Here is a 24,193-nt window from a genome sequence, read left to right as displayed (position 1 = left end):
AAGGTGATGTTCTACCACTGAACTACTTCCGCAGTACAAAAAAGATTATAGCAAATTATAATCCAATTTGTAAATACTTTTTTGAAAAATTATTTATTTTTCTTCTTCAAGTCTTCTTGAACTTCAGCATCAACGTCTTCTACTTTTTCTGGACGCATTGTTGGGAAGAGCAGTACGTCACGAATTGCAGGTGCATCAGTTAAAAGCATTACCAAACGATCAATACCAATACCTAACCCACCAGTAGGAGGCATACCAAATTCCATAGCACGAATATAATCTTCGTCAATCATGTCAGCTTCATCGTTACCAGCTTCACGTTCAGCCATTTGTTCTTCAAAACGATGACGTTGATCAACAGGATCATTTAATTCTGAGAATGCATTACCGTATTCCATACCTAAAATAAAGATTTCGAAACGATCAGTAAATCTTGGATCATCGGCATTCTTCTTAGCCAGTGGTGAAATTTCTACAGGGTGGCCGTAAACAAATGTTGGATCAACAATCGTCTTTTCACAGAATTCGTCAAAGAAGGCATTGATTACATGACCAACTTTCCAGAATGGTTCTGGGTGGATACCATGTTCTTCAGCAATCTTCTTAGCTTCATCATCAGTCATTTCTTTCCAGAAATCAACACCGGTCTTTTCTTTAATCAAATCGACCATGTGCACACGACGAAATGGCTTGCCTAAGTCGATATCTGTACCTTGATAATTAATTTTACCATCAGAAGAAACAACTTTAGCTGCGGCTCTAATAATACCTTCAGCTTCATCCATTACATCGTGGAAGTCCCAGTATGCAGCATAAGTTTCTAATTCAGTAAATTCAGGGTTATGACGAGTATCAACACCTTCATTTCTGAATACTCTACCGATTTCATAAACTCTTTCCATTCCACCAACAATTAATCGCTTCAATGGGAGTTCCAAAGCAATTCTCATGTATAAATCAATATCTAAAGCATTGTGGTGAGTAATAAATGGACGCGCTTCTGCACCACCAGGGATATTATGAAGCACCGGAGTTTCAACTTCTAAGAAATCCTTATTATTCAAATAATTACGAATGGCTTGAATAATTTGCGTACGGTGTACAAAGCGCATGTAACTTTCACGGTTAGTAATCAAATCAAGGTAGCGTTGACGATAGATTTGTTCAACATCTTTTAAACCATCCCATTTATTAGGTAATGGACGAAGAGCTTTTGATAAAAAAGTAATATGAGTTGCACGAATGGTCAATTCACCCGTGTCAGTCTTCATTACTTCTCCATCAATACCTAAAAAGTCACCAATATCAGACTTCTTAAAAATCTTATAGTTGTCTTCACCAACGATATCTTTACGTACGTAAATTTGAATCTTACCAGTACGGTCATAAAGATCAGCAAAACCAACTTTACCCTTACCACGTTTTGCAAGCATACGACCTGCAATCTTGGTCATAGGCATATCAGCGTTTAATTCGTCTTTGTCTTCACCGCTGTATTTTTCATTCAAAGTACGTGCTAAATCTTGACGATCAAACTTTCTTACACCAAATGGTTCAATACCATTTTCACGCATTTCGTCCATCTTTTCACGACGAACGATAAGTTGGTCATTCATCTCATTTTTTGCCACTCTAAAAACTCCTTTATTGATTAATCTTTTTGTCTTGCTTCATATTTTTCCACAAAATCATCTAGTAAGTCAAAAACTTCTTGTTTTGTCCAAACATCATTTATTTTAGCACGAGTACGCGCGGAACGGGGAATTCCCTTTAAATAGTATGCAGCTTGTCTTCTAAATTCAGGGACTGCGATCTTTTCTCCCTTAAGCTCAATAAGACCATTTAATTGTTGTTTGGCAGTTTCAACTTTTTGAGCAACTGTTTGCGGAGGTAGTTTTTCACCGGTATCAAGATAGTGAACCATATCTTTTAAAATCCATGGATTTCCTAAAGCTGCTCTACCTACCATCACAGCAGTCGCACCCACTTGATTAAGCATCTGTTTAGCCTTTTCAGGAGTAGTAACATCACCATTCCCAATAAAAGGGATAGTTAAGTGATCTGCCACATCCTTCAAAGTTTCCCAATCAGCTTCACCCATATACATTTGTTTTCTAGTGCGGCCATGCATTGCTACTGCGCTAGCACCTGCTTCTTGAGCAGCAAGTGCGTTTTCTACAGCAAAAATGTGTCGTTGATCCCAACCAGTACGCATTTTAACGGTAACAGGCTTTTTAACATTTCTGACTACAGCATGTACCATCTGATAAATTTTATTTGGATCAAGTAACCATTTAGAACCAGCATCAGTTTTTGTAACTTTTGGCACCGGACAGCCCATATTGATATTGATGATATCAGCAGCCGTATGCTCGTCTACATAATGAGCAGCCTCAACGAGCGTTTCTTCACTACCACCGAAAATCTGAATACTCATGGGATGTTCACGTGGATCCACTTGCAGCATGCTCAGCGTTTTTTTATTACGATAAATAATTCCATGATCTGAAATCATTTCACACACTACTAATCCAGCGCCAAATTCCTTACATACCACTCTAAAAGCCGCATTAGATATGCCGGCCATTGGGGCAACCACTACTTGATTAGGAATTTCAATATCTCGAATTTTCCAGCTTTTACTCACATGCATACTCCTTTCAAGTCTCTAAATATTCTATCAGAAAAGTTTATTTACTACTATATTTTGGTTAGTAGATAATTAATCTTTTTGCTCGGCTAAAATGGCTTTTAACTCATCTTCTGTAAAATGATATTTATTTTTACAAAAACGACAAGTTAACTCTGCACCATGATCTTTTTCAATCATTTCTTTTATTTCAGTAGGCTTTAGTGTTTTCAAAATATCACTATATTTTTCTTTTGAACAGTCGCAAGAAAAAGCTACTTCTTGCTTATCTAAAATCTTACAGTCATCACCCATTATTTTCTTAGCTAAATCTTCTGGAGTGGTCCCATCTAAAAACATAGAAGATAAATGCGGCAAAGCCTTGATTTTCTTTTCTACTTTTTCTAAAAGTTCATCACTTGCTCCCGGCAAAGCTTGCATCATAAAGCCGCCAGCTGCTCCAATCGAATTATTCGGCTCTACAAAAACAGATAATCCTACAGCGGAAGGAATTTGTTCAGATTTGGCCATATAGTAAGTAAAATCTTCTGCAATTTCTCCACTAACAATTGGAACTTCACCCGTGTATGGCTTGTTTAAACCTAGGTCTTTGGTGACTTGCAACCAGCCTTTTCCAACTGCTTTAGCAACATCAATATGCCCATCTTTTTTTGGAGGAAGGGCAATATGAGGATTCTGAATGAATCCTTTAACTTTTAAATCAGCTTTGGCAGTTACAACAGTGGCTCCCACTGGACCGTTGCCCAATAATCTGACTGTTAATTCATCTTTATCTTTTAACAAAGCACTCGCTAAAAGCAAGCTTCCAATCATCGTCCTACCTAAAACTGCGCTAGAGGCGCTCCAAGTATTATGGCGCTTTTGTGCTTCATTGACTAAATCTTTTGCTGTAACAGCCAAAAATCTCAAATTTTTTGTCTTATCAATCGCTCTAATTAAATAATCATTCATTTTGTTTCCTCTCAAAAAAAATAGAGCCTTTCAGCTCTATTTTAATCTTATTCTTTATGATCAGAGTCATCACTTGATTTATTCTCAGCTGAATCGCTATTTGTTGAATCTGATGTTTTATTTTCTGAATCATCATTTTCTGATGGTGGATTCAACGGAATGTCATCGATATTTCTGTGATCATCTGGAAGTGGATGGATATCTTCTTTGTCATCCTTGCTTTCAGTTTCTTCACGTTGGTGATCTCTTTTTTCCATTGCAGCTTTGGCTTCTTCATAAGTTGAGGCCTTATTTTCACTTGGAAATTCGTTATCATCATTTTCTGGCATCTTACCAGTCTTAAACAATGAAAGAATTTGTTTTTCGTTCAAAGTCTCATACTTGAGCAAAGCTTCAGCAATGACTTTATGAGTTTCGCGATGAGTCTTAATAATCTCAACAGCTTTGTCATAGCCTTCATCAAGAATCTTCTTAACTGCTTCATCAATCTTAGCAGCAGTAGCTTCACTGTATGGCTTTACGCCAAATTCGTTTTGCATACTTGGAGATTCTAATTCGGTCATACCAACATCGGTCATACCGTATTGAGTAACCATACTACGAGCAATATTAGTAGCTTGTTCAAAGTCATTTGAAGCTCCAGTTGACTTGTCACCCACAACTACTTCTTCACCTGCGCGACCACCCATAAGTCCAGCAACTTGTTCCATCAATTGGCTCTTAGTAAGAAGATTTTCATCCTCTTTTGGAAGCATAATGTTGTATCCACCAGCTCTACCACGCGGAACGATAGTAACTTTTCTAACAGTACGTGAATCACTCAATACCAAACCAACGATAGCGTGTCCAGCTTCGTGGAAAGCAACACGTTTTCTTTCTGAAGCAGAGATAACAGTATCTTTCTTAGCTGGTCCAGCAATTACCCGGTCTTCAGCTTCATCAATATCTGAAGCAGTAATTTCAGTCTTATTACGTCTTGCCGCAACTAAAGCTGCTTCATTTAAGACGTTTTCAAGGTCAGCACCCACAAAACCTGGTGTCTGACGTGCAACTTCTTTAAGATCAACATCAGAGGCAAGTGGCTTATTTTTGGCGTGAACTTTCAAAATAGCTTCACGGCCTTTAACATCAGGACGGCCAACTAAAACTTTTCTATCGAAACGTCCTGGGCGAAGCAAAGCTGGGTCTAAGACATCTGAACGGTTGGTGGCAGCCATAACAATAACGCCTTCGTCACCTTCAAAACCATCCATTTCAACAAGTAATTGGTTTAAAGTTTGTTCACGTTCATCATGTCCACCGCCAACGCCATTTCCACGTCTGCGTCCAACTGCATCAATTTCATCGATGAAGATAATACTTGGAGCATTCTTTTTAGCAGTTTCAAATAAGTCACGAACACGAGAAGCACCGACACCAACGAACATTTCAACAAAGTCAGAACCAGAAATTGAATAAAATGGTACTCCTGCTTCTCCTGCCACTGCTCGAGCAAGTAAAGTTTTACCAGTACCAGGAGGGCCTTCAAGAAGCACACCCGCTGGGATACGAGCACCAAGCTTAGTGTATTTAGATGGATGTTTCAAAAATTCTACGATTTCAACAAGCTCTTGCTTTTCTTCTTCTTCACCTGCAACATCCGAGAAGCGAACCTTGTTCTTGCTTGGATCTTGTGGCTTAACATGAGACTTACCAAAGCTCATCATGCCGCCACCACGACCTTGGCCACCTTGATTCATCATCATCCATAACATGACAATGAAAATCAAAGTAGGAACAAGCATGACAATAGTTGAGATCCAGGTGCCAGATTGAGATTCTCCCTGGCCAGAAATTGTAGCTCCAGATTTTTGAGCTAAATTAGAGACATTCTTAACCATGGAGTCATTCTGAAGCATGGTCGTATTAAAACGATCCACACTATTACCACTAGTTGTACCACCGAAGAAGTCTAAACTATTATTTTTTTGATTTTTAACTTTATGTGCTTTTTTATAAGTACCAGTAACAGTATAAACACCATTAGCTGGTTGGATATTGATACTCTTGACTCTCTTAGCTTTCAAATCTTTAACAAGAGTTGAATAGCTAATATTTTCGGAAGAACCACTTGATCCAGAACCACCTACGAACCAGTTAATTCCTCCTAAGAGGATCACGAATACCAAAATATAGAAAAGACCGTTCGATAGCAGTCTGTTTCTTCTATTTTTCATATTGAACCTCCATGAAGTTTCTTGGAATTACTCTCAAAATTTTACCATAAATTTGCGCTTTTCCCTAATTATTTAAATGAATCTTCACAATTTGAAAAAATATTGAAACATACATATTTTTCATTATATTGTTGCCAGCGATATGTATGTTCCACATACAATATAGATTTATCAGTTTTAATTGATAAACATCGATTACGTAATTGTCTGGGAATTTTTGCTTGAGCAAATTTTTTCTTTGCTTTGACCATAGTTTCATCAGCCAAAGTCAATTTGGACCCATTTTCTAAACTACCAGCATAGAATTTGAGATCAGGAATATTATAAAAATAATCAATTTTAGTCATCTCTGGCCAGCTATCCTTGAGCGAAACTACGTATTGTTTATTAAGAAAATTAAAGGGTTTGTCTAAAGATATTGGCATCATCATCGCCTTGTCTTGCAGCTGTTTAGTGATATAAAAACTGTCTTGATAAATGATTAATTCAAAGCCATCTTTTTGTAAAGTAAGTGCCTTAGTAAAATCTTGTGTTGGAAAATGAACTTTTCGATGCCATTTTTTTGCAAGCAACCATTCAAAATAACGTTTCTTTTGTGAATTACTAAACGTAGATATATCTGAAAGTTCTCCAGTGATGCTGTCTAAAATAATTTTTGGCCTTTTAACTGCCGAAAACAAGCTACTTTGATCATCTTCCAGAGCCTTTTCACTGTTTAAGAAATTATTCGCATTTGCAATTAAATCTGTATTTTCTTTTTTTAACAAAGGGACAACATGATGCCTTAGTCTATTACGCAATACCTCATCTTCAAAATTAGTCTTATCTTGAATATAGTCAACCTTATTTTCTATATCATATTGTTTTAATTCTTCCTTACTCCAAGATAGCAAAGGACGTACAATCTTAGCTGACGCAAAATCCCCTATCTCCACTAAAGAATTCATTTCTTGGACATTACCTGAGCGAATAAATTTCAATAAGATATTTTCTATCAAGTCATCTCCGTGATGCGCTGTAATCAAATAATCAATTTTATATCGATTAATCAATTCTTTAAAAAAATCATACCGAAACTTTCTCGCACTAGCCTCAATTCCACTTTTTGGATGAAGGCCCACTTCCCATTTTTTATCAAAAAAAACAAGATTATATTTATCACAATACTCACTAATGAGCTGACTTTCTAAAAAGCTATCTTTTCTCAAGCAATGATCAATATGAGCTACATAAATTTGATGACTTGAATCTTTAACTAATCTCCTCATCATATCCAACAAAGCCATTGAATCAGGCCCGCTACTAGTAGCAATCAAGAACTTTTTATTATCAGTAGGTAATTTATTACGAGAAAAAAAAGTCGTTAATTCCATAACTCACCTCATAAAAAAAGCGACCTCGTGGTCACTTTATTTCAAGTCTTCTTTTAGAAGTTTAATTTCATGTTTTGAATTATCAAGTAAATTAGTCAAGCTCTTTCCAAAATCTTCTTGATCATTAAAAGAGTTAGTCGGATCTATTAAATTTGAATCATTAACTCGACTCAAAGATAATGCAATTTTTCCCTTATAGTTATTAATAACTACTACACGCAACTCATCATTTTGCTTAATTTTGTGCTTTTGAGTATTCCACTTATCGCCAAAATCTTTATAGTGTATCAAACCATGATGATGATGTGGTAGATCTAAAAAGACGCCAAGTTCAGTTACATTATTTACGTGCCCGTTAATGCGTAGACCTACAGGAAACTTCATTAATTGTTATCCTCTTTTTCTGGGATACTGTAGATAGCTTCACCAGGCTTTGAGTAGTAAAACTTGTAACGGATCATTTTTCCAACATAGCTTGGATCTTTTAAATCATTACTTTGTGCCTCAAGCTTTTTATTTTTTTGATTTATTTTATCCAATTGAACTTTACTTGCTTCAACTTGCGAATTAATCCGATTGGTTTGAACGTGGACCATAATTAATTGAATGCCAAAGAAAACGAAAATAATTGCAAAAATAGCTACAATTCTATTTCTTCTAACCCGATGCACTTCTTTAACCTTACGAGCCGCTTTTCTTTGCAAACGCGCAATTCTTTCTTCATCACTTAAAGCATTATAAATTCTAGGGCCCTTGTTCATAAGCTTAACCTACCTTCATTATTTTCGACTAATAACATGATAATTAAAATCAATTTCACTATACAATATTCTTAATATAACATCTATTTAGCAAAATGTCATTAGTCAATTATCTCATATAGGTCACTTGCTTCAGCTTTTTTTGTTGTTTCTCTAAGATCAAGCACCTTTGCTTTAATTTGTTTATTACCGAAACCGATTTCAATAACATCCCCCAAATTTACGTCATAACTGGACTTTACAACTCGATCATTTACTTTTACTCGGCCTTGATCTGCCATTTCTTTGGCAACAGTTCTTCTTTTTACTAATCTAGAAACTTTTAAAAATTTATCTATTCTCATGATTTTCTCCTGATTCAATTATCTTTGGACAATTTCTTGTACCTTAGTTAAAAATTCTCTTATCTCACTAAATAATTGTCTAGATGACATCTTTTCTGAAACCTCTAAAACCACATTCATTCTCTGTTTAGGATCCATATTTACACGTGCTCTTAAAGTAACATGTTCTAGCGCCTTAAAAACATTAGGACCTTCTAGTTCTTGACTAGCTTTATTATTAAAAATAATTTGAACATGGTTATCTTTTTGTACTACGCTCAAAGCTTGCGCTTTATCTGCATCTGACTTCAAAGCTGATACATTTAACAAGTTTTCGACAGCAGCAGGATAATCACCAAAGCGATCAATCAATTCATCTGCAATATCATCAGCTTGCTTGCGATCATCGATTTCTTTGATCCTCTTATAAAATTCAATCTTTTGTTCTTGATCACTAATATATTCATCAGGTATGTAAGCTTCAAAGTTAAACTGAACTTCAGCATTGGTTTTAACAGCGATTTTTTCACCTTTACGCTTTTTAACTGCCTCATCAAGCATTTGTGAATATAAATCATAACCCACACTATCGATAAAGCCATGTTGCTGCTGGCCTAGCATATTTCCTGCTCCACGTATCGACAAATCACGCATCGCAATTTTAAATCCAGAACCTAATTCAGTAAAGTCTCTAATCGCACTCAGCCTTTTTTCTCCGACTTCGGTTAAAACCTTATTTGGTTGATACAAAAAATATGCATAAGCTAATCTTGCGCTACGCCCAATTCGACCACGCAGCTGATAAAGTTGACTCAACCCATAGCGATCAGCGTCTTCAACAATTAAGGTGTTAACATTTGGCATATCGACACCAGTTTCGATAATAGTGGTTGTCACTAAGATATCAAATTCATTTTTGACAAAGCGATACATGATATCTTCAAGTTGATTTTCGCTCATCCGACCATGAATATATTCAATTTTGGCTTCAGGGATTAATTCTTGCAGTTGACTGACAACTTTATCAATATCATCAATTCTATTATGTAAAAAGAAAATCTGACCATTACGTCTCATCTCACGCAAACATGCTTCACGTACGATACTTGGCATTTCTTCCATCACATAAGTCTGAATCGGATACCTGTTTGTTGGAGGAGTTTCCATAACTGATAAATCGCGTACGCCAACCATCGACATATGCAACGTGCGCGGGATCGGCGTCGCTGTCAAAGTCAAAACATCCACATTTGATTTAAGCTGCTTTAATCTTTCCTTGTGCTTTACACCAAAGCGCTGCTCTTCATCAATAATCAACAAGCCTAAGTCTTTAAACTTCACATCTTTAGATAAAATACGATGCGTACCCACGACCATATCAATTTGACCATTTTTTAACTTTTCCAAAATTTCTTTTGCTTCACTATCGCTTTGAAAACGTGAAAGCATAGCTGCTCTAACTGGAAAATCCTTAAACCGGTCTTGCATTGTTTCAAAATGCTGCTGAGCTAAGATTGTAGTAGGAACTAAAAAGGCGACTTGTTTACCATCTCTAATTGCCTTAAATGCAGCACGCAATGCAACTTCGGTTTTACCAAAACCAACATCCCCAACTACTAATCGATCCATTGGACGTGGTGATTCCATATCAGCTTTAATTTCCTCAACAGATCGTTTTTGATCAGCGGTTGGTGGATATGGGAACGAATCTTCAAAGGCTCTTTGTAATTCATCATCTTTACTAAAGGCATAACCTTTTTCTGACTCTCTTTTAGCATAAAGCTCAATCAAATCATCAGCAATATCTTCAACCTTGGATTGGACACGTCGCTTAGTTTTTGCCCATTCAGTACCACCTAATTTATTAATATGTGGCACGCGTCCTTCAGAGCCAACATACTTTTGAACAAGCCCCAGTTGATCAGCTGGAACAAATAATTGGTCATGATGTTGATAGGTAATAGTGATATAGTCGCGCTTTTTGCCGTCAACTTCTAATGTCTTAATTCCTTCAAAACGTCCAATTCCATGATTGACATGAACTACATAATCGCCTGGCTTTAGTTCGGTATAATTTCTCAGTCTTTGCGCATTTTCTAAAGTTTTGATGCGTTTTTTATGATGCTTTTTCTGGTTAAACAACTCTCGTTCAGTGATATAAATTAAATCTACCGTTGGGAGACTAAAACCAGTTTGAAAATCACCTATAATTATTTGCGTCTGACCTTCTTGAATTTGGTCATCACTAACTACTGGCACATCAATCCCATAATCAACTAAATTTTGTTGAATTTGCTGAGCACGAATTTTTGAATCAGCTTGCAAGACAACAGTTTGCTTTTGAGTATGAAATCTTTTAAGTTCAGTTTTAATTAGTGGCATCTGACTAAAGAATTGCTCAACTTCACGAGTAGTAAAGTTAAGCAGTTGATCGAACTTTAATCTCCCCATCCCTTTTTGGAAAAGAGAAAAATATAGCCTACTTTGCTTAGCTTTCTTTAATTGATGAGTGAAATTATTGCGTAACTTTTGACTATCAAGCATAGCACCAGCTTTAATTTCTTCAGAAATAAAGCTTTCATTTTGTTCATCAACTTCAGCCACATTTTTTTGAATCAAAGACCAATCATCAAATAAAATTAACCCATCTGAAGCAAGATAATCTAATAACGAATATGATTTTGGAAGTAAATAATCTACTAAAAAAGCATAATTTTCTGGTAGGTGCCCTTGCTTTAACGCTTCTAAAGCTAAAGCAAAATGATTATCAATCGATTTTTTATCCGCTGTTGAGTCTTTTATATCTTTTTCAATTGCATCAACTGCTTTAACAATATCTTTTTGAGAAAATACGCGATCCAAAGCACAAGTTATTGTAATTTCTTCAATGCTTTCTAAGCTTCTTTGAGTGGCTGCATCAAAGCGCTTAATAGTATCAATTTCATCTCCGAAAAATTCTATTCGAACAGGATCTTGATTTTGCAGTGGATAAATATCTAAAATATCACCACGCAGTGCAAATTCTCCTGGCCGTGCCACAATGCTATCGCGCTTATATCCATTAGCAATTAACCACTGAGTTAACTTTTTTAAGTCATGTTCTTGACCAATTTGCAAACTCTTATTAGCTTGAGCAAACAATTCAGGCGCAGATAATTTATATTGCAAACCCTGCGCTGTTGTAATTACGATCCCTGTTTTTTGTGCAAGCAAAAAGTTAAGAGCCGTAATTCGCTGACTCAATTCATCTGGTGAAGCTACTGCTGCTTGGGTGGCTAAAGTACTATCAACTGCAAAATAGTGCACAATATCTTCCGATAAAAATGAAGAGAGCTCATTTTGCAGTCGTTGTGCCTTATCCTCATTTTCTTCAACTAATATCAGAGGCTTATTTTGTTTATCCAAAAGTTGCTTAATAATTGCACTAAAAGCCCCACCATTAACCCCTGTTAAGAGAGATTTTTTTGCGTGAGGCAACTGATCAATAAAATCTTCTAATTGTTTATCTTTTTCAATTATTGTTGAAACTTGCATCTTAGTTATACTGATTCATCAAATACTGAGCATCTTTACCGCTAGCAAAATCATTAATGATTTTTTCGCTAGTTTCAAATGCTTGATCCATTAATTTTTGTTGTTCGCCATTAAACGGTGTTAACACCCAAGAAACTACACTTTGCTTTTGAGGGTGCTGAATTCCAATCTTTAAGCGATTAAAATCCGTTGTTCCTAAACAAGCAATGATACTTTTAATACCATTATGACCACCTGATTTACCGTTTTTTCTAATTCTGATTTTGCCAATTGGCATATCCATATCATCATGAATTACTAAAATATCTTCTGGCTTGATTTTAAAGAAATTGGCAACTTGAGCAATAGATTTTCCAGAATCATTCATATAAGTTTGTGGCTCAAGTAAGATAACATCTTCACCTTTTATTTTTTGTTTAGTCCAAAAGCCTTCAAATTTATCTTTATCAAGATTTAGATTATTTTCGCTTAAATAGTGATCTAAAGCCATAAATCCAGTATTATGTTTTGTCTTTTCATATTTTTGTCCAGGATTTCCTAAAGCAGCAATTAACTTCATTATCATTTTTCTCCTTAAACTAGTTTACTTAGCGTGATGATTATAGCATACAGCCAATTTATTCTGCTTTAAAAATACATTTTACATATGATATAATTTTGGTTGTTAAAAAAATCACTAAATGTGGAAGGATGAATTTGACATGACAGAAGAAAAAATTCATAAGATTATTCTTGTTGGTGATGGTGCTGTAGGTTCTACTTACGCATTTTCATTAGTACAACAAGGTATTGCACAAGAATTAGGTATCGTTGACATCATCAAGGAAAGAACTCAAGGTGATGCTATTGACTTAGCAGATGCTACTCCTTGGATTGCACCAAAGACTATTTACTCAGCTGAATATTCAGACGCAAAAGATGCAGATTTAGTTGTTATCTCAGCTGGTGCACCTCAAAAACCAGGTGAAACTCGTCTTGACTTAGTTAACAAGAACTTGAAGATTTTATCTTCAATTGTTGAACCAATCGTTGAATCTGGATTTAAGGGTATCTTCTTAGTTGCTGCTAACCCAGTTGATATCTTAACTCACGCAACTTGGAGAATGTCAGGATTTCCTAAGGATCGTGTTATCGGTTCAGGTACTTCACTTGATACTGGTCGTCTTCAAAAAGTTATCGGCGAAATGGAACACGTTGATCCTCGTTCAGTTAATGCTTACATGCTTGGTGAACACGGTGATACTGAATTCCCAGTATGGAGCTACAACAATGTTGGTGGCGTTAAAGTTAGTGACTGGGTAAAAGCTCACCCAGAAGTTGGTGAAAACAAGCTTGAAGCAATCCACAAGGAAGTTGCTGACATGGCTTACGATATTATCAACAAGAAAGGTGCTACTTTCTACGGCATCGGTACTGCTTTAGCATTCATCACTAAGGCTATCTTGAACAACGAACACAGAGTTCTTCCACTTTCAGTACCAATGGATGGTGAATATGGTTTACACGACCTTCACATTGGTACTCCAGCTGTTGTTGGACGTCACGGTTTGGAACAAGTTATTGAAATGCCATTGAACGCTGATGAACAAGCTAAGATGGAAGCTTCCGCAAAACAATTGAAGGAAGTTATGGACAAAGCCTTTAAAGAAACTGGCGTTAAAGTTCGTCAATAATCTTCATATTCAATTTAAAAAGCATTTGGCAACAAATGCTTTTTTATTATGCTTTAAATTGATAGAATATATTTGAGATTAGGCTAAATTAAATTCTTATAGGTATTTAATTATACTTTAATTTATCTGGCTATTTATGGTATAATTGCTATTAAATTTATCAATTTAACGGAGGCGTCACTTAATGCTTATCAAATCGCTGGTTTATAAGAAAAACTATTTAACAACAGTTAATGAAAAAGCTACTCTTGCAGAAGCTCTTAAAATCCTTGAAGATTCAGGTTTTCGTTGTGTACCTATTTTAGATGATACTGGCACTATTTTTAGAGGAAACATCTATAAGATGCACATCTACCGTCATAAATCTCAAGGCGGAGATATGAATTTACCTGTAACTTATTTGCTCAAAAATGCTACAAAAACTATCAAAGTTGACTCACCATTCTTTAGAGTTTTCTTCAACATCAAGGACTTACCTTACATTGCTGTTTTAGATGAACAAAACCATTTCTATGGGATTCTAACTCACTCTCGTTTATTAGATATGTTATCTGATGCTTGGAACATTAACAATGGTTCCTACGTTTTGACTATCTTATCTGATAATGACCGTGGTAATTTGGTTAGAATGGCTAAGATTATCTCTAAATATACTAATATTGCTGGATGTTTGACTTTGGATGTTAAGACTGGTGAATTAGTGAGACGTAATCTTTTCACATTACCAGTCGGTGTCTCTCGCGATACCATGGAAACAATTGTTAGAAAATTAGAAAAGAAAGGCTTTGTCGTTGCGGAAATTGAAGACCTTCAATCAGGTATGACAATTAGAAGTGACGAAAAGCCTGGCGAATTCTTAGCTGACTAATTTAACAAAAAAATATTAAAAAGAACTGCTCAGAAGTGAATCATCAATTTTCACTCAAGCAGTTCTTTTCTTTTAAAATTTTGCTTCTTTATATACGCGTGGCAAACGATCACTGAGCAAACATTCAATCTCATAATGAATAGTATTTGCTTTATCAGCAACTTTTTTAATAAAGTTAGGAGCAGATGGATCATCAGAAATAAGTTCCACCTTAGTTCCAACCGGCATTTTCTTAGGTAAGCGTACCATAAATTGATCCATACATACCCGGCCTACAATCGGACAATAAGTGTCACCAACTTTAATTTCTAAACCTTGCATTGAACGTTGCCAGCCGTCTGCATAGCCTACTGGGACAGTTCCAATCCATTCGTCACCTTCAGCTTTATAAGTTACACCATAACCCACACCATAACCTTTGTGAATTTGTTTAACAAAAGTTAATTCAGAAGTAAATGTTAGTGCTGGCTTTAATTCAATTGCTGACTTTAAATCTTCACTATTTGGAGCTGAAGAAGGATTAAGTCCATACATTGCAATTCCAAAACGCACAATATCACTTTTTACATTACGTTTAAAAATACTTGCAGCACTATTATCTAAATGAATATGCTTTGGTGTAATAGTTAATAAGTCTTTTAAATGGTTAAAGCGTTTTAACTGATAATCAAGATAAGAAGTATCTGCAGAATCCGCTTTTGAAAAGTGGGTAAACATCCCTTCCACTTCAAAATTTTGATTATTCTTCAAGAATTCATTAGCTTGTACGAATTCTTCATCTTCGCTAAAGCCGATTCTACCCATTCCAGAATCTATACCTAAGTGAATTTTTAATTTTGCATCTTCTGCTTCAAGGTACTTTTGAGCTTTCTTAAGCCAATCTAAACTCCCTACAGTCAAAGAAATATTATTCTGATTAGCTAATGTTGCCCATCTTTCAGAAACAATTCCTAAAACTAAGATAGTTTGAGTAATGCCGTAGCTTCTTAATTGCAAAGCCTCATCAAGTGTTGCTACACACAAGCCGCTTGCTCCTGCTTTAAGTGCGGTATTTGCTACAGCCACAGCCCCATGTCCATAAGCATTTGCTTTAACTACTGCCCACATTTTTTGGCCGGAATCCAAGTTTTTCATTTCGTTTTGAACATTTTGTCTAATTGCATCTAAGTCAACATTAATTTGTGCTGGCCGGTGAATTGCAGGTACCATTAAAATTAACCTTCCTCTAACAAAACTTGCGTTACCACATATTTTCTTTCATGTGAAATGCTAACCAAAATTTTACCACTAAATTTGGAAGACGTCATAATCGGATGACCAATCTCATCTTGCAGCACTTCAATATCTTGAAACCCTACTTCTTTTCCTAGACCAGTTCCATATGCTTTTGAAAAAGATTCCTTACTTGAAAAACGCCCACCTAAATACTCAATTTGACGTTGACCTTTGTATTCTTTATACTTTTCAAATTCGTTAGGAGTTAAAACTCTCTTGGCAAAACGATCACCCAATTTTTCTTGTAATCTTTTAACTCTATCCAAATCTAAAATATCGATTCCAATTCCTCTAACGCTCATAAACTCCTCCTAAACAAAAAGACGCCACAGGCGCCTTTTTTAATCTTTTTTCTTAATTACAAAGTCATGATTATTCTTGTGACGGCCAGCACGTCGTGAGTTTGGACGCCGACGATATTTGCTATTACGATCGCCACCATGTTTAAAGTTACGCTTAGAATGTGAATAATCACGTTTTGCTTTATATGGCAAAGGTTTTTCTGGAGTAATCTTAACTTTTACACTATCAGCATCTTTTGAAAGATCCTTTAATAAAGCTGCAACCAAGTCAACTGCTGAATAGTCGTCTAAGAGCTTAGCAGCTCCATCAGTATATTTACTCAAGTCACTGTCTAAAAGCTCTTGAACCTTCTTATTTGCTGCGCTAAGTTGTCCCTTGAATGCTTCTTCATCAGAAGGTGGACGAAGTGGCATCATCTTTTTATGAGTCAGGTTTTCGATTGTTCTCATGTAACCTATTTCATTTGGGGTTACAAAAGTAACTGACATTCCATTTTTACCAGCACGACCCGTTCTACCAATACGGTGAACATAAGAATCTGGATCTTGAGGGATATCATAGTTATAAACGTGACTAACACCAGAAATATCTAATCCTCTGGCTGCAACATCGGTTGCAACTAAGATATCAAGCTTTCCTTTACGGAATCTCTTCAAAACGCTCATTCTCTTAGCTTGAGAAAGATCACCGTGAATTCCAGCAGCATTGTAGCCACGTGCTTGAAGTCCGCGAGTTAATTCATCTACTCTACGTTTAGTTCTACCAAAAACAACGGCTAAATCAGGATTTTGAACATCAATCAAGCGACAAAGAATATCGAATTTTTCGTTTTCTTTTGCCCGTACGAAGTATTGATCAATTAAGTTAGCAGTTAATTCTTTTCCCTTAATTTGAACAATTTCTGGCTTATGCATAAACTTTTCGCTAATACGCATAATTGGTTTAGGCATAGTTGCAGAAAATAGCAATGTTTGGTGCTTGCTTGAAGCATATTTCAAGATACTCTCAATATCTTGGATAAAGCCCATATCGAGCATTTCATCTGCTTCATCCAAAACGATCGTTTTTACCTGTGAGATATCAATCGTCTTACGTTTCAAATGGTCAAGTAAACGTCCCGGAGTACCTACCAAAATTGCAGGTGTTTGTTTTAAAGCGTGGATTTGGCGTCTAATATCGGCTCCACCATAAACAACTTGAACACGTGCTTTTTCATCACGACCTAGTCTAAACAACTCTTCTTGAGTCTGAATTGCTAATTCACGCGTTGGTTCAATAACGATAGCTTGAATTGAATCGTGTTGTTTATCCAAATTTTGTAAAATTGGCAAACCAAAAGCGGCAGTCTTACCAGTACCAGTTTGAGCTTGTCCAATTACATCTTCACCTTTTAAAGCTAAGGGAATAGTTTGGGCTTGAATTGGAGTTGCCTCTTCAAAACCAGCACGCTTAATTGCCTTTAAAATCTCTGGCTTTAAGCCTAATTCTGAAAATTTCAAATATCTAATTCCTTCCTACAGCAGACGATCTAAAACTTTTTCTAGATGCATGCCATGAGAACCTTTGAGCATCACAATATCGTCTTGCTTTATATCATTCTTTAAATCTTCGATCATTCGATCCATATTTTCTTGTGGATAGTAATGAACATTATTTTTACTATATTTTGTAGTCAAAGCATCAGCTAAGTGCTTCATTTCTGGACCATAAAGATACACTTCATCAATTATTGCAGGATCAAGTGCTGAAGCTAAACTTGCGTGTAATTTAGGCGAAGCTTCTCCTAACTCTAACATGTCACCTAAAACAGCAATTCGACGGCCAGCTTCCTTAATCTTTACTTGTCCAAAAGAAGTCAAAACTGCTTTGGCAGCAGTTGGATTGGAATTATAAACATCATCCATAATTGCTTCTCCAACATCGCCTTTTTTCCATTGCATTCTATTGGCAGTAGGTGTGAATTTACTCAGCGCTTGAGCGATTTCTTCATCACTTTCATGGAAGTGGCGCCCAACACTTATAGCAGCCATCGCATTAGACACGTTATGTTTACCAATCATTGGAATTGTAAATTTTTCATCAGAGTTATTGATTTCAAAAGAAGCATGATGCATATAAGAATGCCACTTAGTAGCATAAATAGTATCGTCTTGCTCAAAGCCAAATGTTGACTTACTTTGCTTGATCTTTTCAGCACGTTGCACCAGTAATGGTTCGTCACCATTATAGATAAATTTACCGTCTTCTTTGAGAAAATCAGTAATTTCCATCTTGGCATCGGCAATTTTGTCGCGTGTACCAAAGAATTCAATATGAGCTTCACCAATCATTGTAATTACACAAACGTCTGGCTTTACTAAACTACTCAAATGATGAAGTTGACCAGGACGATCCATCCCCATTTCCAAAACCAAAATTTCAGTTGATGGCTTCATTTCTAAAATAGTGACTGGAACTCCAATCTCATTATTGAAGTTAGCTTGCGTTTTATGAACATTAAAACGTTTCGATAAAACTGCTGCTACCATATCCTTAGTGGTGGTTTTACCATTTGATCCAGTAATTCCGACTACCGTTGGATTTACCTTTTTCAAATAATATTGTGCCAAATCTTGCAGTGCAGTGAGTGGATCATCTACTTCAATAACTGGAATTGATTCCGGCTTATTTGGATGACCTTTCTTCCATAAAGTTGCTTTTGCACCATGGCTAATTGCATTAGCCACAAATTCATGGCCATCTCTTTGGCCAGCCAATGGTACAAATAAAGAATCCTCAGTAGCCTTTCTTGAATCAAATACTACAGATGTAATTACAGTATCTTCGCCTTTATTTAAATCGCTATTAAGAGCACTAGCGATCTCTGCGAGTTGCATTTTCATAAATTCTATTACTCCCAATTAAAATTGCATATAGCCTATTATACTTACTTTAGTCTTGTAAGCCAAATAGAGCTCGCCAATCAAGTCATATTATTGAGGCAAAACGTTAAAAAGAGCAGTCCCACACGGAACTGCTCTTTTGGTGAAAACCAAGAAATATTAGTTCTTTGAAGAAATACCGTACTTCTTGTTGAATTTTTCGATACGTCCATCTGCTTGAGCAAACTTTTGCTTACCAGTGTAGAATGGGTGTGAATCTGATGAAATTTCAACACGAACTAATGGATAAGTCTTACCTTCGTAATCGATTGTTTCAGTTGGCTTTAAAGTAGAACCAGCTAAGAACTTAGCATCAGTTGCTGAGTCCATGAAAACAACTTCTTGGTAATCTGGATGAATGCCTTGTTTCATAATTTTAATCTCCTTTGCCATGGTCAGTCTTTCAGACCATAGATTAATATGACTAATTAAGAATAGCACCTTCAAGCACTAATTTCAAGGTATTTTTCTACTTATGCACAAGCTGATAAAGATAAGATTGGAAATCTCCAAATAATTCAGCAGTATTTTCATTAGCTGCATTAAATTGGTAAGGTTCGCGTAAACCAAAATTGTGTAAAACGTTGCCAGATACTAAAGTATGATCATTAATTTGATATTGGGCATTTAAATCAATATTGGAGGGGATTAAATATTGATCTAATTCTTCATTTGGTCTAGCAAGTTTACGGTAAAATCCAATTATTTGTTTACGCTTTGAACTTACACTCCAAGCATAAGTATTATTGTTATTCAAAGATAATAATTCATCAAATTTTCCATTAACTAACAAATTTCGATTTTCTTTATACCACCTAATTTCTTGCTTGATTTCTTCTTTTTCCTTCTCACTCAATTTGTTTAAATCAAGTTCATATCCTAAGGGGCCAAAACAGGCAACGTTTTGTCTAAAGCTTAAACTTGTCATCCGTTTAACTTGATCGTTAGGAACTGCTGAAACATGATTGCTAAATGTTGATAAGGGATAAGCAAGCAGTGTCCCTTGCATAATATCAAGGCGCTCAAGTGCATCACTATCATCACTTGGCCAAATCTGTGGGCTATAAAATAAGATTCCTAAATCAAAGCGTCCACCACCACTTGCACATCCCTCAATAAGTAAATCAGGAAAATGTCTGAGCAGTTTTTCATATAAATGATAAACGCCTTGAATGTATCTGTGGAAAAATTCGCCTTGTGGCAAACGTTGCTTTTTTAAATAGGGAGAATATGCTTCAGTGATATTGCGGTTCATGTCCCATTTAATATAATCGATCTTGATATTACTCAAAATATGAGCCATCTGTTGGTAAATATTATCCACAACTTCAGGATTTGCAAAATCTAAAACATATTGACCACGTCCTACGCTATAGCGTTCATAAGGATGATGAACAATCCAATCCGGATGCTTTTTGAAAATCTCTGTATCTGGTGACACCATTTCTGGTTCAAACCAAAGCCCAAATTGCAGCCCTAAAGCATGCAGTTGATCACTAAAATGACCTAAACCTTGTGGAAACTTTCTCATATTAACAGTCCAATTTCCCAAAGAAGTCCGATCATTATCACGTTTTCCAAACCAGCCATCATCTAAAACAAAGCATTCTATCCCTAAGGCTTTCGCTTGCTTGGCTAAATTTAGTAACTTATCTTCGTTAAAATCAAAGTAAGTCGCCTCCCAGTTGTTTAAAACAATTGGCCGTTTTCGCTTTTTCCACTTCAAATCCACAATATGGTTTTTAACAAAGCTATGCGTCTGCCTCATTAAGCCGTTATAGCCGTTACTTGTGTAAAACAAGACAGCTTGCGGGGAAGTGAAACTTTCATCTTTTTCAAATTTCCAGCAAAACTGCTGTGGATTAATCCCAGTCATAAGGCGTGTAGTATTCCATTCATCCACTTGGACCTGACTAACAAAATTTCCTGAATAGATCAAATTACTAGCGTAGATTTCACCAGTAGAGTTAGTCACATTTTTATCCACTAAAGCAATAAATGGATTTTCTTGATGACTAGACGCACCACGCAAAGATTCAACCTTAGTAATACCTTGAACAAGCGGACGCTTTTTTATATGACGCTCTTTCGTCCAAGCTCCAGATAACTGTAAAAAATCATAATTACTATTCGGTAAACTTAAAACGCTACTTTGTAAGTTTTCAACAGTAAGTGCATACTTACCCACATTTTTGATTTGAACTTGCCTCACAATTGCACTGACTTGTGGAAAAATAAAATAAGATAAATATAATTCGAGTTCATGGCCTTTATCCACAAGTTTAATAATTAATTCCTCACCATCATCGCCATATGCACTAGGAAAAGATAAGTTGCGAGCAATGCCTTTTTTTACTTCAAAAGATTCATAAACAAAATCTGTATATAGATATTCGTCATCCCGACTTAAATTAATCGCTCCTTCTCTAAAATCTGACGTACCATAAGTTGGATATTCTTGGCGTCGATCAGCTAACGTAAAATTAGGGATGTTGGGACTAAAGTTTACTACACCTGCCGATGGATTATGATAGGTCGATATATAAGTTAGATCATCTATAGATAAATCACCTAAAGCTTTACCAAAATATAACGATCCTAATTCCTTATTTTCCATTACGTAAAATAAATAGCTAATGTTTTCATTATGTAAATGGAAATACTTATTATTCTCAATATCAATCAATTTTTATACCTATTTTTCTTGTGAAACTGCCTTTTCTTGAGACATTAAGTATTTATCATATCTTCTAGCAAATGGAAGATAAATTACGACTGAGATCAATAATACTACTGCTTGCCATAATCCAACTTTCCATCCTCCAGCAATTGCTCCTTGAATAATTGGTGGAATTGTCCATGGAACGGAAATACCAGTTAATGGTGGAATAATGCCCGATTTCATTAGTAAGTAAGTTGACATTACTGAGATCACCGGAGTTAAGAAGAATGGAATTGCTAACCAGGGATTCATAACAATTGGCAAGCCAAATAAGAAAGGTTCATTAATGTTAAAAATACCAGGAATAGCTTCAATCTTACCCATACTCTTTAATTTTACAGACTTAGCAAATACCAAAGCATAGATCAATAATCCAATAGTAATACCTGAACCAGTAATATTGACAAAGTTATTAAAGAATTCAGCTGTTACAATGTGAGCCCCATTTTGAACAGATAATTTTCCAGCTTTAAATAATGCAGCATTATCAAATGAATTAGCTGAAAGCATTGCACTGGTGATAGAGCCAACAATAATACCACCGTGAACACCAAATAACCAGAAGAAGGAAACAAAGAATGCCATAATTGTGATTCCCCAGAATGAATCTGGAATTCCTTGCAGTGGAATTTGGATAGTATGATAAATAAATTGTAAGAAATCAGTATGTAAAATCTCTTTGAAGAATGCAAAAACAAACATTGACACAGTCAAAATAATTCCTGCTGGAATCATTGCATCAAATTGATCTGCGATATTGCCTGGAACTTGACTTGGCAAAGTAATCTTCCAGCCGCGTTTAATAATAGCAGAGTAGCTCCAACCAACTAACAGACCAATAATGATTGATGCTACCATTCCTTGTCCACCAAGCCAGGTATTATTAATCACACCTGTCACTGGGGAAGTCAAAAAGTTTTGAACTGCATCAGGTAATTTATCAATCTGATGCGTTAATTGACTTCCTGTGTATAAAACTTTACCAGCCGCATCTGTAATGCCTAAGCCACTTTTTCCCATCGCAGCAACTAATGGATTAGCAATTTGTAAAGATTGTAGAAGGAAAAATACGCCTAAGGCAATTAAACCAGAAGATGCAGGTTTGCCGTGACCATCTGCTTTTGTGTATTCATAAGCAATACCAAAAACTGCCCATAAAGCCATAAAACCAAACGAAGTAGTATAAACTTGGTTAAATAAAACTTCCCATCCAGACGCCTTTATTGCATTGGCAACTGCAGGAATAGGGATATTAGCTAAAATCAAGAAGATTGATCCCACCAAAATAAATGGCAATGTATAAACCATACCATTTGCTAAAGCCTTCATTGCCCGCAAATTAACGAACTTAACAACAGGTGGAATAATATGTTTATTTATAAAACTTTTATATTTATTATCCATCTTATTTTTTCTCCCCTTTTTAATAAATCTAGTAAACAGACTTTCTATTAAAAGCGCTTTCTTTATTTAAAGTATAAGCGTATTCTACTCTTATAGGCAATATAGCTAAGAACAATGTCAAGCACTTTATTGTTTACTAAGTTTACTAAAAAGAAAGGCGAATAATTATGGCAAATATGAGAGATATTGCTAGTTTAGCCAAAGTTTCAGTAGCATCTGTCTCACGAATCTTAAAACAAGATCCGACTTTCAAAGTTAATGAAGAAACACGATCTCGAGTCTTAAAGATTGCTAAGCAGCTGAATTATCATAATCAACATGGGAAAAGCTTTTTAGAAAGAAAAACCAAATTCAAAATAGGCCTTATCGTAAATCAATATCCCAATGAGATCACTTCAGATCCATATTTTATTGAAATAAAAAAAGGCATCCTAAAAGAGTGCGCCTTATGGGGAATGGAAGCTAGAACTATCTTCAATATGAGAGATGCTGATAAAAAGTGGACTGATTTGTCTAAGTACGATGCTGTCTTAGTTATCGGAAATCTTGATAAAGCTACAATAGTTAATGCTAGTAAATACAACCAAAATTTACTTTTAGTGGACTATTATGGCACAATCTCATCAGTTGATATTATCCAATCTGATTTTTATGATCAAACAACTAATATACTTGATCTATTTTATAAATATGGTCATAGAAAAATTGCTTATATTGGCGGCTATTCAAGTATCATTAATCAAAATGGCATCACTCACAATAGCAAAAACGAAGTTCGCTACCAAGCTTATTTGAAATGGATGAAATTACACGATTTAACCCAATACGCAAAAGCTTATTTAAGTGATTGGGGACCTGATTATAGTTATCAAAACACAAAAAAATTACTCAATGAATTCACTCCAACTGCTATTCTTGTAGCAAGTGATCCAATGGCAATTGGAGTCTATAAAGCTATCAAAGAAAGAGGGTTAAAAATTCCCCAAGATATCTCTATTTTTAGTTTTGACGATATTGAAAGTGCAAAGTATTTCTCGCCCTCACTATCTTCTGTTCATATCGATTCTTTTGAAATGGGAAAATTAGCAGTTGATACTATTAAAGCTAGGGTGTCTAGCGGTAGAAACATGTCTATTCGCATTATTTTCAATAGTAAGTTAGTTATTCGCGACTCAATCCGCAAAATAAAAACCGAATCAAATGATTCGGTTCGCTGATA

20 protein-coding genes are annotated in these 24,193 nt (G+C 35.7%); 3 read left to right on the top strand and 17 right to left on the bottom strand.

Going from position 1 to position 24,193, the window contains the following annotated elements; translation table 11 throughout:
* Positions 1-89 precede the first annotated feature (89 nt).
* The 10 genes from lysS to pth all read right to left on the bottom strand — a co-directional run bounded on the left by lysS (position 90) and on the right by pth (position 12,367).
* The gene (lysS, locus tag Q0Y70_RS02390; protein ID WP_297816080.1) at positions 90-1,631 is read right to left on the bottom strand and encodes a lysine--tRNA ligase; all 1,542 of its coding nucleotides are present in this window, start codon (positions 1,629-1,631) and stop codon (positions 90-92) included.
* 20 nt (positions 1,632-1,651) lie between these two features.
* A complete protein-coding gene (dusB, locus tag Q0Y70_RS02385; protein WP_297816078.1) occupies positions 1,652-2,653 on the bottom strand; it encodes a tRNA dihydrouridine synthase DusB in 1,002 nt (333 codons plus the stop codon).
* Positions 2,654-2,722: 69 nt separating this feature from the next.
* The gene (gene hslO / locus Q0Y70_RS02380; RefSeq protein WP_297816076.1) at positions 2,723-3,601 is read right to left on the bottom strand and encodes an Hsp33 family molecular chaperone HslO; all 879 of its coding nucleotides are present in this window, start codon (positions 3,599-3,601) and stop codon (positions 2,723-2,725) included.
* Positions 3,602-3,648: 47 nt separating this feature from the next.
* Positions 3,649-5,817 carry an ATP-dependent zinc metalloprotease FtsH gene (gene ftsH, locus Q0Y70_RS02375; RefSeq protein WP_297816074.1) on the bottom strand — a complete coding sequence of 723 codons (2,169 nt, stop codon included), beginning with the start codon at positions 5,815-5,817 and terminating at the stop codon, positions 3,649-3,651.
* A 68-nt stretch (positions 5,818-5,885) separates the two neighbouring features.
* On the bottom strand, positions 5,886-7,190 hold the full coding sequence (tilS, locus tag Q0Y70_RS02370; protein WP_297816072.1) for a tRNA lysidine(34) synthetase TilS: 1,305 nt from the start codon (positions 7,188-7,190) through the stop codon (positions 5,886-5,888).
* Positions 7,191-7,226: 36 nt separating this feature from the next.
* A complete protein-coding gene (locus tag Q0Y70_RS02365) occupies positions 7,227-7,574 on the bottom strand; it encodes a S1 RNA-binding domain-containing protein (protein WP_297816070.1) in 348 nt (115 codons plus the stop codon).
* Positions 7,574-7,951 carry a septum formation initiator family protein gene (locus Q0Y70_RS02360; protein WP_297816069.1) on the bottom strand — a complete coding sequence of 126 codons (378 nt, stop codon included), beginning with the start codon at positions 7,949-7,951 and terminating at the stop codon, positions 7,574-7,576. Before Q0Y70_RS02360 ends, Q0Y70_RS02365 begins: the two co-directional genes overlap by 1 nt.
* A 101-nt stretch (positions 7,952-8,052) precedes the next feature.
* Positions 8,053-8,295, bottom strand: a complete 243-nt coding sequence (locus tag Q0Y70_RS02355) for an RNA-binding S4 domain-containing protein (protein WP_297816067.1) — start codon at positions 8,293-8,295, stop codon at positions 8,053-8,055.
* A gap of 18 nt (positions 8,296-8,313) precedes the next feature.
* On the bottom strand, positions 8,314-11,808 hold the full coding sequence (gene mfd / locus Q0Y70_RS02350; RefSeq protein ID WP_297816065.1) for a transcription-repair coupling factor: 3,495 nt from the start codon (positions 11,806-11,808) through the stop codon (positions 8,314-8,316).
* Position 11,809: 1 nt separating this feature from the next.
* Positions 11,810-12,367, bottom strand: coding sequence for an aminoacyl-tRNA hydrolase (pth, locus tag Q0Y70_RS02345; RefSeq protein WP_297816064.1), 558 nt, complete (start codon positions 12,365-12,367; stop codon positions 11,810-11,812).
* Between the two features lie 142 nt (positions 12,368-12,509).
* Between pth and Q0Y70_RS02340 the strand changes: the two genes are divergently transcribed.
* A complete protein-coding gene (locus tag Q0Y70_RS02340; RefSeq protein WP_297816062.1) occupies positions 12,510-13,481 on the top strand; it encodes an L-lactate dehydrogenase in 972 nt (323 codons plus the stop codon).
* A gap of 184 nt (positions 13,482-13,665) precedes the next feature.
* Complete coding sequence (gene cbpA / locus Q0Y70_RS02335) at positions 13,666-14,349, top strand: cyclic di-AMP binding protein CbpA (RefSeq protein ID WP_297816060.1); 684 nt, start codon at positions 13,666-13,668, stop codon at positions 14,347-14,349.
* Positions 14,350-14,421: 72 nt separating this feature from the next.
* Here cbpA and alr read toward each other — a convergent pair whose 3' ends face one another.
* The 7 genes from alr to Q0Y70_RS02300 all read right to left on the bottom strand — a co-directional run bounded on the left by alr (position 14,422) and on the right by Q0Y70_RS02300 (position 22,974).
* Positions 14,422-15,558, bottom strand: a complete 1,137-nt coding sequence (gene alr / locus Q0Y70_RS02330) for an alanine racemase (RefSeq protein WP_297816058.1) — start codon at positions 15,556-15,558, stop codon at positions 14,422-14,424.
* Between the two features lie 5 nt (positions 15,559-15,563).
* Positions 15,564-15,926 (bottom strand): holo-ACP synthase, encoded by a 363-nt coding sequence (gene acpS, locus Q0Y70_RS02325; RefSeq protein WP_297816056.1) that lies wholly within the window; start codon positions 15,924-15,926, stop codon positions 15,564-15,566.
* A 39-nt stretch (positions 15,927-15,965) separates the two neighbouring features.
* Positions 15,966-17,426 carry a DEAD/DEAH box helicase gene (locus Q0Y70_RS02320; protein WP_297816054.1) on the bottom strand — a complete coding sequence of 487 codons (1,461 nt, stop codon included), beginning with the start codon at positions 17,424-17,426 and terminating at the stop codon, positions 15,966-15,968.
* A 15-nt stretch (positions 17,427-17,441) separates the two neighbouring features.
* Positions 17,442-18,809, bottom strand: a complete 1,368-nt coding sequence (gene murF, locus Q0Y70_RS02315; protein ID WP_297816052.1) for a UDP-N-acetylmuramoyl-tripeptide--D-alanyl-D-alanine ligase — start codon at positions 18,807-18,809, stop codon at positions 17,442-17,444.
* 159 nt (positions 18,810-18,968) lie between these two features.
* Entirely contained in the window at positions 18,969-19,220 is a 252-nt protein-coding gene (locus Q0Y70_RS02310) for a type B 50S ribosomal protein L31 (protein WP_297816050.1), read from the bottom strand.
* A 97-nt stretch (positions 19,221-19,317) separates the two neighbouring features.
* Positions 19,318-21,534, bottom strand: coding sequence for an alpha-galactosidase (locus Q0Y70_RS02305; RefSeq protein WP_297816048.1), 2,217 nt, complete (start codon positions 21,532-21,534; stop codon positions 19,318-19,320).
* A 9-nt stretch (positions 21,535-21,543) separates the two neighbouring features.
* Positions 21,544-22,974 (bottom strand): PTS sugar transporter subunit IIC, encoded by a 1,431-nt coding sequence (locus Q0Y70_RS02300; protein WP_297816046.1) that lies wholly within the window; start codon positions 22,972-22,974, stop codon positions 21,544-21,546.
* Positions 22,975-23,141: 167 nt separating this feature from the next.
* Between Q0Y70_RS02300 and Q0Y70_RS02295 the strand changes: the two genes are divergently transcribed.
* Complete coding sequence (locus tag Q0Y70_RS02295; RefSeq protein ID WP_297816044.1) at positions 23,142-24,191, top strand: LacI family DNA-binding transcriptional regulator; 1,050 nt, start codon at positions 23,142-23,144, stop codon at positions 24,189-24,191.
* The last annotated feature ends 2 nt before the right edge of the window (positions 24,192-24,193 follow it).

Source organism: uncultured Lactobacillus sp., from assembly GCF_947367085.1.
Lineage (GTDB): Bacteria > Bacillota > Bacilli > Lactobacillales > Lactobacillaceae > Lactobacillus.
The sequence above is the reverse complement of the archived record's forward strand: the minus strand, read 5'-3'. Positions and strand labels throughout refer to the sequence as shown.

Coding starts and splice junctions, on each gene's coding strand:
- Q0Y70_RS02355 (WP_297816067.1), bottom strand. CDS start 8,295: ATGAGAATAGATAAATTTTTAAAAGTTTCTAGATTAGTAAAAAGAAGA.
- Q0Y70_RS02340 (WP_297816062.1), top strand. CDS start 12,510: ATGACAGAAGAAAAAATTCATAAGATTATTCTTGTTGGTGATGGTGCT.
- ftsH (WP_297816074.1), bottom strand. CDS start 5,817: ATGAAAAATAGAAGAAACAGACTGCTATCGAACGGTCTTTTCTATATT.
- pth (WP_297816064.1), bottom strand. CDS start 12,367: ATGAAGTTAATTGCTGCTTTAGGAAATCCTGGACAAAAATATGAAAAG.
- Q0Y70_RS02365 (WP_297816070.1), bottom strand. CDS start 7,574: ATGAAGTTTCCTGTAGGTCTACGCATTAACGGGCACGTAAATAATGTA.
- acpS (WP_297816056.1), bottom strand. CDS start 15,926: ATGAGCGTTAGAGGAATTGGAATCGATATTTTAGATTTGGATAGAGTT.
- dusB (WP_297816078.1), bottom strand. CDS start 2,653: ATGCATGTGAGTAAAAGCTGGAAAATTCGAGATATTGAAATTCCTAAT.
- alr (WP_297816058.1), bottom strand. CDS start 15,558: ATGGTACCTGCAATTCACCGGCCAGCACAAATTAATGTTGACTTAGAT.
- murF (WP_297816052.1), bottom strand. CDS start 18,809: ATGAAAATGCAACTCGCAGAGATCGCTAGTGCTCTTAATAGCGATTTA.
- mfd (WP_297816065.1), bottom strand. CDS start 11,808: ATGCAAGTTTCAACAATAATTGAAAAAGATAAACAATTAGAAGATTTT.
- Q0Y70_RS02300 (WP_297816046.1), bottom strand. CDS start 22,974: ATGGATAATAAATATAAAAGTTTTATAAATAAACATATTATTCCACCT.
- Q0Y70_RS02295 (WP_297816044.1), top strand. CDS start 23,142: ATGGCAAATATGAGAGATATTGCTAGTTTAGCCAAAGTTTCAGTAGCA.
- cbpA (WP_297816060.1), top strand. CDS start 13,666: ATGCTTATCAAATCGCTGGTTTATAAGAAAAACTATTTAACAACAGTT.
- Q0Y70_RS02360 (WP_297816069.1), bottom strand. CDS start 7,951: ATGAACAAGGGCCCTAGAATTTATAATGCTTTAAGTGATGAAGAAAGA.
- tilS (WP_297816072.1), bottom strand. CDS start 7,190: ATGGAATTAACGACTTTTTTTTCTCGTAATAAATTACCTACTGATAAT.
- hslO (WP_297816076.1), bottom strand. CDS start 3,601: ATGAATGATTATTTAATTAGAGCGATTGATAAGACAAAAAATTTGAGA.
- Q0Y70_RS02310 (WP_297816050.1), bottom strand. CDS start 19,220: ATGAAACAAGGCATTCATCCAGATTACCAAGAAGTTGTTTTCATGGAC.